Genomic DNA, 12,679 nt, shown 5'->3' with positions numbered 1-12,679 from the left:
TCCGGACGATTCGAGCGCTTCGGGTGAGCAGGTCAGCTACATCGCACCACTCTTCTCCAAGCTTTCCGTTGAGTGGTTCTCCCTTGTTCACGCGCGGTCCCACTCCACGTATTCGGTGCCCCTTCGGCTCAAGTGCGTCGCTTCGAGGAGCCACCCGACGACCCGCGAGCGGCCGCGGTCGTCGGCACAGTCTTCGCTCTGTATGCAGGCCGCCCGCGCCGCCTGGCTCGAGAGCGACCAGCAGCGCCGTTCAGCACCTACCCCGCTCCGAAGTCGTCGTTCGACGTGCGCTCGCCCTGGGTTTCGCGACGCCCGAGGCGCTGGAACTTGGCGAACATGTCCTCGAGGAGGAAGCGGACGTCCACCGAGTCGGCTACGGCGACCGTCCGCCCTCGACCGAGCGGTTGGTCATGCGTCCGGGTTCCTCGAAGTGGCGCACCGGGTGGTGACGCCACCGTACGCCCACGGGGTGGAGCACGACGCCGATCGCCGGTGAGTCTCCGAGTGAACGCACTTCGTCTCCGAACTCGCTGCTGTACTCACGCACCTGCCCGACCAGGTAGTCGCCGATGGCGCCGAAGGGCGCGATCTTCTCGTCAAGTTCAGCGAAGCCGACGCCAACCATCGAGTACACCGTCCACGGAATCTGCTGGACGCGGATCCCTGATTGCAACACGATGTTCGCGGCGATCACGTCGTTGCTGAGGTTGTACTCGTAACCGAGACCCGCCGCATGGACCTCGTCGTAGGGGTCGCCGCCGATCCAGACGATCGTAACTTCCGGGTTCTCGACGATTCGCGGCTCCAGCAGGATCGCCGCGGCGACGTCGGTGAGCGGTCCCAACACTGCCACGAACAGCGGCCCCGGTCGCAGGCACTCGCGAGCGATCAACTGGGCCCCGTCGGACGGCAGCGGAGTCGCCGCATCCGTCATCGCTGTCGCGGCCCCGTTCTCGACGACGATGTCGCCGGTCATGTCGAGCAGACGCAGGAGCAGGTCCACCTCTGCTCGGCTGTCGAGCATGCTCGTGGCGGATGTCCGCTGACCGAAGTGCGCGGGCACGATGCCGACGATGTCGATCGAGGGCGAGAGGAGTGCGTGGACAATGGCGAACTGGTCGTCGACTTCGTTCTTCGCGTCTGAACTGATCAGCAGTCTTCTTCTCATGGTGTTTCTTCCGTCTAGTAGGGGTGTTTCGAGGAGACAGTGGATCGGTGGGTCACGAGGGCTGAACGACCGAGGATCGCGAGAAGTGGATACGGAGCTCCCGCTTGATTTCGTGGCTCGGACCAGCAACCACGACATGAGTACGCCGGGAGTCGTCCTCCGCATGTAGACCGACGACGACGTCGATGTCGACAGGGTCGACGACGAGCCGCAGGTCCGGTCGAGTGTGAGCGAGCTGCGAGGAGTCGACCATGAACCTCACTCGCGCCGCGGCGCCGCGTGCGAGTGACACCTCCTGGAAGCCCGCGAGCTGCTGGAAGGGCCGGGTCAGAGCCGCTTCCGCGGACGCGGAGGTAGAAGCTGCACGATCGTCGCGCCGTCCCGAGCACCCGTGTTCCGGATGTCGACCGCGACGGAGAGCTCGTCGCTGGTGCCGATCCGGGCTGGGACCTGAAGCTGTCCGAGCTCGAACGTCGTGGTGCTCAGACCGGATCCGAATGGATGAGCGGGCGTCGCCGGCATGTCGAGGTAGGCGGGCTGGTGCAGCTCCCCGGTAGCGGGACGGCCGCCGCTCCCGGTCGCGCGGTGGTGATAGATCGGGATCTGGCCGCCGTGCCGGGGGATCGAGTAGGGCAGCCGGCCGATCGGCAGGACGACTCCGGTGAGGATGTCGACGACGGCGCGAGCACCGTGCGGGCCTCGAAGCTCGAGACGATCAAAGCGCGGGCCTGCGTTGAGCTCGCGGGAGGGTGTACGGACGTCCTTGGACCAGCACGATCGCGAAGGGCCGGCCGGTCTCGGCGATCCGGTCGACGAGTTCGGCCTGGGCAGCGGGAAGGGCGATGTCCGCGGTGTCGCTGGCTTCCTCCGTCCGCTCGCCGCTGAACCACAGGCTGGCGCCGCCGAGGGCGAGGATCGTCAGGTCTGCCGCCCGAGACGCGTCGACCGCCTCCGCGATCACGGCGTCGCCCAGCCGCTCGGTGATGCCCGACCCTGTGGCGTGCACGACCTCGGCGCCGGCAGCGGACAGCGCCTCCGCGAGCGACAGGGTCCCGAGGCGCTCCCGGGCGAGGTGCTGCGCCTCGCCGGCGGGGAGGAGAGCCTGGTGCCAGGCGTCCGCGCGCTCGTCGACGCCGACCATCGTGATCTCGCCGCCGAGGTGTATCGCGTCCACGGCCTGGCGCCAGGACGGGTAGCTGTAGGCGGCGAACTGCAGCTCCGGTGCGTCCGCGTGCGGTCCCACGATCGCGATTCGCCGGCCACGCGGTTCGAGCGGCACGAGGCCGTCGTTCTCGAGGAGGACGACGCTGCGGCGGGCCAGCTCGAGGGAGAAGCTCATCACCTTCGGCCGCGATGGCGGGGAGGTCGATGACCTCCTGCGGATACGGCTGCTCGAACAGCCCGACGCGGAACTTCGCCGCCAGGACGCGGGCGACGGCGGTGTCCACGACGTCGACGGCGAGCCGACCGGACTCGACCTCCTCGACGAGTCGGTCGCCGTAGGCCGCGGGGCGGGGGAACTCGACGTCGAGCCCGGCCTCGATCGCGAGGCGGCCGGCCTCCGAGAGGTCCCGCGCGACGCCCTTGACCGTCATGAGCTGCTCGACGCTGGCGTAGTCGGCCGAGACGAAGCCGTCGAAGCCCAACTCGTCCCGCAGGAGACCCGTGAGGATCTCCCGGGAGGCGGCGACCGGTGCGCCGTCGATGTCGGAGTACGAGTTCATGATCGAGCCCAGCCCGGCGAGCTGGATGGCGGCTTCGAAGGGCACCGCGAACAGGTCCCGGAGTCGACGCGGCCCGACCGGGATGGTCGCGGCGTTCAGTCCGGCCTCAGGGGCCGCGTAGCCGAGGAAGTGCTTGCCGGTCGCGATCACGCCGTCGCGGAGGTCGTCGCCCTGCATGCCCCGGACGTAGGCGACCGAGTTGGCGGCGACGAGGTAGGGGTCCTCCCCGTAGGTCTCGTGCACCCTCCCCCAGCGCGGGTCGAGGGCGACGTCCATCACCGGGGAGAGGACGTGGCGCATCCCGACCCGACGCAGCTGATGCCGCATGAGGCGAGCCATCTGCTCGACGAGCTCGGGCTTCCAGGCTGCGGCCAGCCCGATCGCGGTGGGGAAGGTCATGTGGCCCCCCGCGAGCAGTCCGTTCAGCGCCTCCGCGTGGAAGAGCGCCGGGATGCCGAGGCGGGTGCGCTCGAGGAAGCGTCGTTGCAGTGCGATGACGTCGTCGGCGAGGAGACGCGGGTCGTCGCGGATGAGCTGCGCGACGTGACCGGGCGGGCGAGTGAGCACATCGTCGGCGGTGTCCAGATCCGATCCGTCGGGCCGGATCAGGTCGAAGGCCATGATGCCGGTCAGCTGGTGCGTCTTCTCGGGAAGTGTCATCACGCCCAGAAGGGCTCCGACCCGCTCGTCGACGGTCAGCGTGGCATCGAGGTGGTGCACGACGGCTCCTTCATCGGAGAGTGGGCCGCGGAGGCGGGAAGGTGCGCTCCGCTGTCCCGAGCGGAGCAGGGCCGACGGTGACGCCTCTTCACCCTGAAGGGCTGCTCGTTCGAGAGCAAGAGACGGTGCTCGAGGTGGGCATATTTTGCGCAATAAAGTATTCCGCCTTGCCCGCTCGGACCGGCTTTGACAACGTGAAGACGGACCGGATGACCATGCTGGCCGCCGAAGGAGTCGCCATGTCGCGCACGTCGTTCAACCAGGACTGGACGGTCCGGCCGAAGGTCAGCATCTTCAGCCAGCTCAACGACGATCCGGACGCGCGGACGCCGGTGACGCTCCCCCACGATGCGATGCTCGCGCTTCGTCGCGATCCCGCACTGTCGGAGGGGTCGGGGTACTTCCCCGGCGGAGTGGTCGAGTACCGCAAGGTGTTCTCCGTCCCCGACGAGTGGAGTCGCCGCCGCATCACGCTCGAACTGCAGGGCGTCTACCGTGACGCCGTCGTGCTGGTCAACGGCGCGTTCGCCGCCCAGCGGCCGAACGGCTACTCCGTCTTCCACGTCCCGCTGGACGCCTTCCTCCGCTACGGCCGCGAGAACGAGATCGTCGTCGAGGCACGCGCCCACCAGGACTCGCGCTGGTACTCGGGCTCGGCATCCACCGGGACACCGTCCTCTGCGTCACGGACCTCGCGCACCTCGCGACGGACGGCGTCCGGATCACCACGCCGGAGATCGACGACGACCAGGCCGTCGTGTCCCTCGCCGCCGCCGTGCAGAACGAGGACGTCGTCACACGGTTCTTGACGCTGCGCTCCTCCGTTCTCGACGGGAACGGGAAGGAGGTCGCGACTGTGTCGTCCCCGGTCACCGTGCAGCCCGGTGACTCCGCGGTCGCGCGCCAGAAGGCGTACGTGGCGCATCCGCTGCGATGGAGCGTCGAGCACCCGAACCTCTACCGTTCCGTTACCGAACTGTGGGACGGCGACGCCCTCATCGACTCCGTCGAGACCCCGTTCGGCATCCGCAGCCTCACCCTGGACCCCGTCCGCGGACTGCGCATCAACGGCGAGACCGTGAAGCTGCGCGGAGCCTGCATCCACCACGACAACGGCCTCCTCGGCGCGGCCGCGATCGGCCGAGCGGAGGAGCGCCGGATCGAGATCCTCAAGGAGGCCGGCTTCAACGCGATCCGTGCGTCCCACAATCCGCTGAGCATCGCGATGATCGAGGCCTGCGACCGCTTCGGCATGCTCGTGATCGACGAGACCTTCGACATGTGGACGACGGCGAAGAACGCGTTCGACTACTCCCTGGCGTTTCCCGAGTGGTGGGAGCGCGACGTCGAAGCCCTCGTCGCCAAGGACTTCAACCACCCGAGCGTCATCGTCTACTCCATCGGAAACGAGGTGCTCGACGCCGGCAACCCGCACGGCGCGCGCTGGGGACGCGCCCTCGCAGAGAAGGTCCGCGAACTGGACCCGACGAGATACACGACGAACGCCGTCAGCGGCTTCGTCGGGACGATCACCCAGCTCCTCCCCGAGCTGAAGAAGCGCGCCGGGGATCTGCGCGGGAAGGTCGGCGTGAACGACCTCCTCGGCGAGATGCATCACTTGTTCGACGAGATCAGCCTCTCGGAGCAGGTCACCGACCTGACCGAGGAGTCGCGCTCCGTGGTCGACGTCGTCGGCCACAACTACGCGCACAGCCGCTACCGTGACGACCTCGCGCGCTTCCCCGACCGTGTGGTCGTCGGCTCCGAGACGCTCGCGAACGAGATCGACGAGCTGTGGGCCCTCGTCGCCGAGAACCCCCACGTGATCGGCGACTTCACCTGGACGGGCTGGGACTACCTCGGCGAGGCGGGCATCGGCGGCACGCGCTTCGACGACGACGCCTATGCTCCGGTACCCCTGGCTGACCGCCTGGTGCGGCGACATTGACATCACGGAGCCACCGCCGCCCCGCCTCCTACTACCGCGAGATCGTCCTCGGGCTCCGCGACGAGCCCTACATCGCCGTCGACCGACCCCGCGGGTACGGCCGCACACCGCAGCGACTCGGCTGGGCCTGGACCGACTCGCTCTCCACGTGGGATCTGGGGGTGTCCGACGGAACGCCGGTCCCCCTCGAGGTTTACAGCGCGGCGGACGAGGTCGAGCTGCTGCTCGACGGCCGGCCGGTCGGCCGGGCAGCCGCCGGCCCTGCACAACGCTTCCGAGCGGCGTTCGAGGTCCCGTACGAGCGAGGAGAGCTGACCGCCGTCGCCTTCGTCGACGGTGTGGAGATCGGACGGACGGCCGTCCGATCCCCCCGAGGTCCTATCGTCCTGACCGCGCAGGCGGATCGCTCGAGGGATCAACGCCGACGACACGGACCTCGCGTACATCGCCGTCGAGCTGAGGGACGCGTCCGGCGTCCTGTCGACCTCGGCCGGGGCGAGCGTGCGCGTCGAGATCGAGGGGCCGGGCGTGCTGCAGGGCCTCGGTAGCGCAGAACCCGGTGACGGAGGAGGGTTTCCTCGCCGCGAGCACGAGCACGTATGAGGGCCGTGCCCTCGCGGTCGTCCGGCCGACCGAGCACCGGCGTGCTCCGCATCACAGTGAGCGCGGAAGGATTCGAGGACGTCCGGCTCGAGGTGCAGGCCGGCTGAGCGCGGCGAGTGCGCGCGGTCCTGGAGCGCCGCTGAGGTCCGGGCGGGAGTGCATCAGGGCTCGAAGCGAGCGGTCGTATTTGCGCAACGAGATCGGTCGCGAGCGAGCATCGTGCAACGCCGTGGACGGGCTACTGTCCCGCCCGGTTCCGTCCCGGAAACTCACGATTTTCCGGAAGAGGCATCCACGTGTCTGCAACGACCGCGTCCAACGCGCCCACTGAGCGAGGTCCCCGCCACTCTGATCGTCCTCCTCGGACTCCTCGCCGTTCTCGGTCCGCTCACGATCGATCTCTACCTCCCGGCCTTCCCCGAGATGCAGGGCGACCTGGCGACGTCACCCTCGCAGGTGCAACTCACGCTGACCGCCGCGACGATCGGCTTCGCGCTCGGGCAGCTCGTCGTCGAGGCCCTGGAGCGATGCGATCGGAGCGGCGACGACCGCTGCTCGTCGCCACATCCGCGCACGTTCTGGCGAGCATCGCCATCATCGCCGCGCCCGACATCACCTGGGTGCTGATGCTCCGAGTCGTCCAGGGGGCGGGCGCAGCGGGGGCGGCGTCGTCGCGACGGCGATGATCCGTGACGTGACCGAGGGTCGACAGCTCATCCGGGGACTCGCCAGGGTCGCGCTCTTCACCGGTATCGCGCCGATTGCAGCCCCGTTCGTCGGCGCGCAGCTGATGAGCGTGACGGACTGGCGTGGCATCTTCGCGGTCGTCGCGGTCTACGGAGCGTCGGTGGCCCTGCTCTGCCTGGTCCGGCTGCCCGAAACCCTTCCGCAGCACCGCCGGGCCGAGGCGATCGACCACGCAGGCGGTCTGGCACAGCTATCGGACGCTGCTGAGGAACCGGCTGATTCGTCGGCATCGCTCTCATCGGCGGGCTGATGGTGTCGTCGGTGTTCGCCCACCTGTCCAGCTCCTCGTTCCTCTTCCAGGAGGAGTACCGGCTGTCGCCGCAGAGCTACGAGGCGATCTCCGCGGTGAACGCGGTCGCGTTCGTGGTCGGCACCCAGGTCGCGGCGTTCTTCGCCCAGAGGGTACTCACCGGTCCGAGGTGCTGTGGTGCATCCTCCCTGATGGCGACCTCGGGCTCCTCCTCAGTCTCGTCTCGATCGGCTCGACCGAAGTGGCGCCCCTGGTCGGCGTGATGATCGTGTTCTTCACCCTCGCAGGCGGCTGCGGTCCCTGCTTGGGCGCGATCGCTCTCGCCGATCAAGCGGAACGGGCAGGGACGGCTGCAGCACTCCTCGGTGCGGCGAACTTCGGCCTCGCCGGCATCGCGGCTCCGATCGTCGGCGCGCTCGGACTCACGAGTGCGGTGCCCCTCGGGCTGGTGATCTCCTCTGCGATGACCCTCGCGACCGTTCTACTCGGAGCACTCGTGAGTCGTAATTCTGCAGCGACGGCTTGCGCAAGCCGTGACCACGCCACAGTGCGATCGGACGGGGGCCACGAGCTGCCGCCTTCCACCGCGGCCCTGAGTCTTCGCCGATCCTCGCCGCCCTTCTCTCTTCTTCCCTCTCTAGGAGCATCACCATGAACGACACCCTGCACCGCCGACTCGTCAACGGCCGATACCTGCTGCACGGCCGCCCCTACCTCATCGTCGCGGGAGAACTTCACAACTCGGGTGCGAGCGCACCCTCTCGTCATCCGGGAGTCCCTCGACGCAGCCGTCCGCCTGGGAGTGGACACGGTTCTCGCCTCGGTCGCGTGGGAGGACGTGGAGCCCGAAGAGGGTCGATTCGACTTCTCCCTCGTCGACTCTCTGCTGGACGCCGCCCGCGAGCGCTCTCTGCGCCTCGTCCCCCTGTGGTTCGGCACCTGGAAGAACGGGATGTCGACTTACGCGCCCTCGTGGGTCAAGCGAGACCGCGAGCGCTTCCCCCGCATGGTGAACTCGGTCGGCGAAGTCCTCGAGTCCCGTCTCTCCGTTCTGCGACGCCGCCCGCGATGCGGACGGCCGTGCCTTCGCCGCGCTGCTGCAGCACCTCGCCTCCACCGATGACGGCGAGACCGTCCTGATGGTGCAGGTCGAGGAGCGAGGTCGGCGTCCTCAGCGACACCCGCGACCGGAGCGAACTCGCCGAGAAGCACTGGAACCTGCCGGTGCCCGCCGACGTGCGTTCTGCCGTCCTGAACGGCGGCGAGGGACGACTGCGTGACGCGCTCGAGGCCTCGACCTCGGGAGCAGAAAACTGGCTCGGCCTCTTCGGGGCGGAAGCGGAGGAGGCCTTCATGGCGGCGGCCTACGCGACCTACGTCGAGAGCGTCGCGTCGCAGGGCAAGGCCGAGTTCGACATCCCGCTCTTCGTCAACGCATGGGTCGATGTCGACCCGGCCGGCGGCAACACCGGCGGGGCCGGAGCCAACGCCCTCGCCGGCGGTGCTCAGCCAGGTGTCTACCCGAGCGGTGGACCGCTACGGCACACCGCCGTTCTCTGGCAGGCGCTCGCGCCGTCGCTCGACTTCCTGGCGCCCGATCTCTACTTCGGCGACTTCGACGCGATCGCGAGCGAATACCGCGAGCAGAACGGCGTCCTCTTCATCCCCGAGCTGCAGTGCAATCGCACCGGCGTCGAGCAGCTCTTCCGCGCCGTCGGAGAACTCGGAGCCATCGGCGCCGCGCCTTTCGCGTTCGATCTGATGACGCCGGACGACCCCTCTTACGAGGCCTTCCAGGACACGTTCCGACTCCTCGGCGCCCTTCGGACGGTCCTGGCCGATCACCCGGAGGCTGAGCTCCGCGGCTTCACTCTCTTGGAGGGTTCGGCGACACGGCAGCTCTTCGACGGACGACTCGAGGTCTCGTCCGCGCACATGACCGACGTCTTCCCCGCCGAGCAGAACGGAGTGGGCTGCATCGCGACGTCTGACACCCGACTCCTATGTCATCATCGGGCGGGGCTTCGCGGTTCGACCGCTGGATGCCGAGGGAGCGCGGGCCGGGTGGCTCTCGGTGGAGGAGCTGACACTGATCGACGATCAGCTGCTCGTCCGCAGGCGCTACAACGGGGACGAGACCGGGAGCGGCGAATGGGTGCGGCTCCCGACGCTCCACCAGCAGCAGTCCGAGCTGTTCCCCATCCGCCAGAACATCCGCTCGACCGGGGTGCTCCGAGCGGTCACTTACACGGGCTGAGAGGACTGGATGATCGCGCCCCGACCGAGGAGGGCCGCGGTCCTGCTCCGTCTCGGCCGTCCGCAGGGTACGAGGACATTCGGCTCGGTAGAGAGGCCGGATCCAGTGGCGCAGGCTTCGTGGTCCGAGAGCGGAGAAATGCGGCCGGGATCGTCCGCCGTCCGCGCTCGGCCGCGGGATCCCAGGGACCTCGCACTCGAGGACGAGCCTGATCGCCATCCACGGACGAGCCGGCAGCGGGACACGTACCGTTCCCTCGTGTCGACCGGTGAGCGGCGTCGCTGTGCAGTTCCATGTGTCCAGGACGTCGATGCGAGCCGTCGACCCCTCGGGGATCTGCACGTCCCGGAAAAGCGGTCGCCGGTCCGCGAAGTAGATGAGCACGTACTGCTCCGCCACTCCCCGCGGACGGCGTCGAAGTCGGAGGACAGCGGCTCGAAGGTCGTCCGTCGGCGACTCGGCGACGATCTGCTCGAGGAAGCGCAGCTTGCCCGGCACGGCGCCGGTCAGGGTCCCGCCTTTCGCCCAGAAGATCACGTGGTCGTCGCGGTAGAAGGTCTCGCCATGCGTCAGGTAGCCGCCGCGCAGGGTGCCGAGCCAGTGCCGGGACAGCGCCGCTTCAGCGGTGAGGTTGCCCCAGCCCTGGTCGAGATCGCCCTCGTAGCCGAATTCATCGATGACCACCGGCTTGCCCCAGCGGTGGCGCCACTTGTCGACGTTCGCCGCCGTCGAGTCGCCGTTCTGGATGCTGGCGTGCGTGGCCCAAGGAGCGGAGTAGTCGAAGATCTCGACCCAGTTGTGGATGGAGAGCGGATGGCCGACGGGATCGTTCTTCTGCACGAGGTCGGCGAGTCGGTCCCAGTCCTCGGCGGTCTTGCTGAGGAGCAGGTCGTACTCGTTCGCCATCGACCACCACACGTTCGGGAACGCGGACAGGCGTCGAACGACGTAGGAGATGTAGCGGTCGTCCGCAGCACGTCCGAGGTCGGCGAACCCCAGCGGTCGTAGGGGTGGAAGAGGATCAGATCGGCCTGGATCCCGAGCTCGTCGAGCTGGCGGATCCTCTTCTCGGAGGTGACGGAAGTAGTCGAGGTCGAAACGGGTCGTGTCCCACGCCCCGTCGTCAGCCCGCTCGAAGACGAACTCCTCCGGTTCGTTCTCGTTGTAGAGGAACGACTTCGGGAAGAGCCCCATCCGCAGCTTCGTAAAGGGCGTGCCCGCGAGCGAGTTCAGCGTCTCCTCCTGGAGCTGCTGATCCTGGTGCGTCCAGGCGTAGGCCGTCGTCCCGACAGGACGATACGGCGTGCCGTCCGCGTGCTCGAAGTGGAACGCGTCCGCCACCCACACCGGACCGTGTCCGTGGCCGGCGGCGACCTCGATCTCCCCCTGCACACCGTCGAGCGACCGCGCCGTCGAAGCGCTCTCGAACGACCAGACACCGGCGGCCGGCGGGAGGAAGCGGAGGACGTACCGGCCCTCGCCGTCATAGAAGCCGCCGACCCGGACCTCGGTGTCGTCGCCTCGGAAGACGGCGGTGAGCTCGACGTCGACGAACGGGTTCCCGACGCGGGGCCCGGTGAGGACGACGTCGACCGGAGCATCCGTCGACGTCCTCGCCGGGAGCTCGACCAACGCCGATGCTCGCGGCACGGACGGCCCCTCGAGATCCGGATCCACGAGCATCGCCGGGGACTCGCCTCGCCGCACAGTCCGGGTCGGTGATCGTGGAGACGAGGGCGATGACCTCCTCCGCGAGCTCCTCCTCGACACCGAGGGCGGCGCGTATCGTCGTCCCCAGTGGGAAGTCGGCGCCGATCTCGACCCACGGCGAGGTGAGGAAGCGCGGTGCGACCCTGGTGATCGCGGCGCGTGCCGCCTCCGAGGCGAGGACATCGCTGAGGCGCGATCGGGCGCTGAAGACGGGCATGAGGACCTCTCTTGTCGACGCTGCGCGGCGCGAAGAGGTGACGGTCCTCGTCCACCAGCTCTCTCATGCTCTCGTTCCCGGTCGAACTCCTTCAACGGCGCACCGACTTTTGCGCAATGCGTGGTGGTCGTTGCGGCGGCTCCTCCCCGGGCTCAACGGACTGCGGGTGACGCGGGACCTTTCAGCGAGCTCGAGAGCGTCGACTCTCTGACGATCAGCTCGGTCGGCAGTTCTATTCGCTCGTGATGCTGCTCGTTCCGCTCGCGCAACTCGCCCACCCCGTTCGACCGCACGCGCGGCCATGGCGCGCAGTGGCTGACGGACGGACGTGAGGAGCGGTGACACCAGCGAGGCGCGTGGTTCGTCGTTGAAGCCGACGACGCTGATGTCGTCCGGGATGCGGCGCCCGAGTCGCCTGGCCACCTCGTAGACGACGAGCGCCATCTCGTCGTTGCAGGCGAAGACGCCCACCGGCGCTCGGTGCGACGCGAAAGCGCGCATCAGCTCCTCGGTCACGGTGGCGTTGCTCCAGTCCGAATTCAGGTGCTCCACCCGCGCGCCTGGTCGATGCTCGGCAAGGGCCGCTCGGAAGCCCTCTTCTCGTGCCCGGCCGAATCGGTACTGCGGAACTCCGGACACGATCACGAAGTGGTCGACGCCCGTGCTAGCGAGATGCACGCCGGCGTCGTAGCCGCCCTGCCGATCGGTGGTGCCGACGCTGGGTAGTTCCCCCTCGGGATCCGATCGCGGATCGAGGAGGAGAACCGGGATCCGCAGACCCTGCAGCTCAGCCAGCTGTCGGGCGGTCGGACGGATGATTCCGGACGATCACCCCGGAAGGACGTCGTGCCGCTAGCGCGCGTCGGCCAGTCCTCGGCGGGGTTCTCACGCTCGAGCGTGAGCACCAGATCGAGATTGAGACGGAAGGCCGCGTCGCGGCGCCGGAGGTGACGGCCGTCGTCCAGGCGTCGTCGAAGCTGCCGAGGACCAGCTCGATCAGATGAGGATCCAGAGTCCGGGGCCGGCCTCGCCCTCGCTCCTTGCGCAGGTATCCCAGGGAGTCGGCAGCGTCCTCACTCGCTCGCGGGTGGCGCGGAGAGGTCCCCGCGCCCGGCGAGAGCACGGGAGGCGGTTGCGACCGATACTCCCGACGCGGTGGCGACGTCCTTCAGTGTCGGTTCGGTCGACTCCATACCCGCTCCTCAACTTCCTTGCGCAATAAGCATTGTCTCTCCTCAAGAGTGGGTGTGGACGGAATTGCGCAATAAACAGACCTTACATTGATCAGGTGAAACTCCCCACTTAGTCTCCTGACGCGGCCTGATCCGACAGCAC

At 68.4% G+C, this 12,679-nt stretch carries 14 protein-coding genes and 2 pseudogenes; 8 read left to right on the top strand and 8 right to left on the bottom strand.

Features of this window, described 5'->3' with window-relative positions; translation table 11 throughout:
• Positions 1-373: 373 nt before the first annotated feature.
• The 4 genes and pseudogenes from AC0CII_RS18530 to AC0CII_RS18515 form a co-directional block, all read right to left on the bottom strand.
• Positions 374-1,168, bottom strand: coding sequence for a nucleoside hydrolase (locus AC0CII_RS18530; RefSeq protein ID WP_465230282.1), 795 nt, complete (start codon positions 1,166-1,168; stop codon positions 374-376).
• A 52-nt stretch (positions 1,169-1,220) separates the two neighbouring features.
• Positions 1,221-1,460, bottom strand: a complete 240-nt coding sequence (locus AC0CII_RS18525; protein WP_465230281.1) for a hypothetical protein — start codon at positions 1,458-1,460, stop codon at positions 1,221-1,223.
• Positions 1,461-1,883: 423 nt separating this feature from the next.
• Positions 1,884-2,507 carry a glycoside hydrolase family 3 protein gene (locus AC0CII_RS18520; RefSeq protein WP_465231002.1) on the bottom strand — a complete coding sequence of 208 codons (624 nt, stop codon included), beginning with the start codon at positions 2,505-2,507 and terminating at the stop codon, positions 1,884-1,886.
• Positions 2,508-2,646: 139 nt separating this feature from the next.
• Positions 2,647-3,513, bottom strand: a pseudogene (locus tag AC0CII_RS18515) (glycoside hydrolase family 3 protein); the annotation flags it as partial.
• Between the two features lie 140 nt (positions 3,514-3,653).
• Between AC0CII_RS18515 and AC0CII_RS18510 the strand changes: the two are divergent.
• The 8 genes and pseudogenes from AC0CII_RS18510 to AC0CII_RS18475 all read left to right on the top strand — a co-directional run bounded on the left by AC0CII_RS18510 (position 3,654) and on the right by AC0CII_RS18475 (position 8,283).
• On the top strand, positions 3,654-4,421 hold the full coding sequence (locus AC0CII_RS18510) for a hypothetical protein (protein ID WP_465230280.1): 768 nt from the start codon (positions 3,654-3,656) through the stop codon (positions 4,419-4,421).
• Positions 4,370-5,560 carry a glycoside hydrolase family 2 TIM barrel-domain containing protein gene (locus tag AC0CII_RS18505; protein ID WP_465230279.1) on the top strand — a complete coding sequence of 397 codons (1,191 nt, stop codon included), beginning with the start codon at positions 4,370-4,372 and terminating at the stop codon, positions 5,558-5,560. Before AC0CII_RS18510 ends, AC0CII_RS18505 begins: the two co-directional genes overlap by 52 nt.
• A 161-nt stretch (positions 5,561-5,721) precedes the next feature.
• Positions 5,722-5,847: pseudogene (locus AC0CII_RS18500) on the top strand (DUF4982 domain-containing protein); the annotation flags it as partial.
• Between the two features lie 115 nt (positions 5,848-5,962).
• A complete protein-coding gene (locus AC0CII_RS18495) occupies positions 5,963-6,163 on the top strand; it encodes a hypothetical protein (RefSeq protein ID WP_465231001.1) in 201 nt (66 codons plus the stop codon).
• 527 nt (positions 6,164-6,690) lie between these two features.
• On the top strand, positions 6,691-6,849 hold the full coding sequence (locus tag AC0CII_RS18490) for a hypothetical protein (RefSeq protein WP_465230278.1): 159 nt from the start codon (positions 6,691-6,693) through the stop codon (positions 6,847-6,849).
• Positions 6,846-7,160, top strand: coding sequence for an MFS transporter (locus AC0CII_RS18485; RefSeq protein ID WP_465230277.1), 315 nt, complete (start codon positions 6,846-6,848; stop codon positions 7,158-7,160). Before AC0CII_RS18490 ends, AC0CII_RS18485 begins: the two co-directional genes overlap by 4 nt.
• Positions 7,160-7,423, top strand: coding sequence for a hypothetical protein (locus AC0CII_RS18480; protein ID WP_465230276.1), 264 nt, complete (start codon positions 7,160-7,162; stop codon positions 7,421-7,423). Before AC0CII_RS18485 ends, AC0CII_RS18480 begins: the two co-directional genes overlap by 1 nt.
• A 482-nt stretch (positions 7,424-7,905) precedes the next feature.
• The gene (locus AC0CII_RS18475; protein WP_465230275.1) at positions 7,906-8,283 is read left to right on the top strand and encodes a beta-galactosidase; all 378 of its coding nucleotides are present in this window, start codon (positions 7,906-7,908) and stop codon (positions 8,281-8,283) included.
• A gap of 413 nt (positions 8,284-8,696) precedes the next feature.
• Here the strand turns inward: AC0CII_RS18475 and AC0CII_RS18470 are convergent, their stop codons facing one another.
• The 4 genes from AC0CII_RS18470 to AC0CII_RS18455 all read right to left on the bottom strand — a co-directional run bounded on the left by AC0CII_RS18470 (position 8,697) and on the right by AC0CII_RS18455 (position 12,537).
• Entirely contained in the window at positions 8,697-9,005 is a 309-nt protein-coding gene (locus AC0CII_RS18470) for a hypothetical protein (RefSeq protein ID WP_465230274.1), read from the bottom strand.
• Between the two features lie 22 nt (positions 9,006-9,027).
• Positions 9,028-11,049, bottom strand: coding sequence for a DUF5605 domain-containing protein (locus AC0CII_RS18465; protein ID WP_465230273.1), 2,022 nt, complete (start codon positions 11,047-11,049; stop codon positions 9,028-9,030).
• Positions 11,050-11,407: 358 nt separating this feature from the next.
• A complete protein-coding gene (locus AC0CII_RS18460) occupies positions 11,408-12,115 on the bottom strand; it encodes a substrate-binding domain-containing protein (protein WP_465231000.1) in 708 nt (235 codons plus the stop codon).
• A gap of 302 nt (positions 12,116-12,417) precedes the next feature.
• Entirely contained in the window at positions 12,418-12,537 is a 120-nt protein-coding gene (locus AC0CII_RS18455; RefSeq protein ID WP_465230272.1) for a LacI family DNA-binding transcriptional regulator, read from the bottom strand.
• Between the last annotated feature and the right edge of the window lie 142 nt (positions 12,538-12,679).

The organism is Rathayibacter sp. AC182 (genome assembly GCF_979253875.1).
This window is presented reverse-complemented; position numbering and strand designations above follow the sequence as displayed.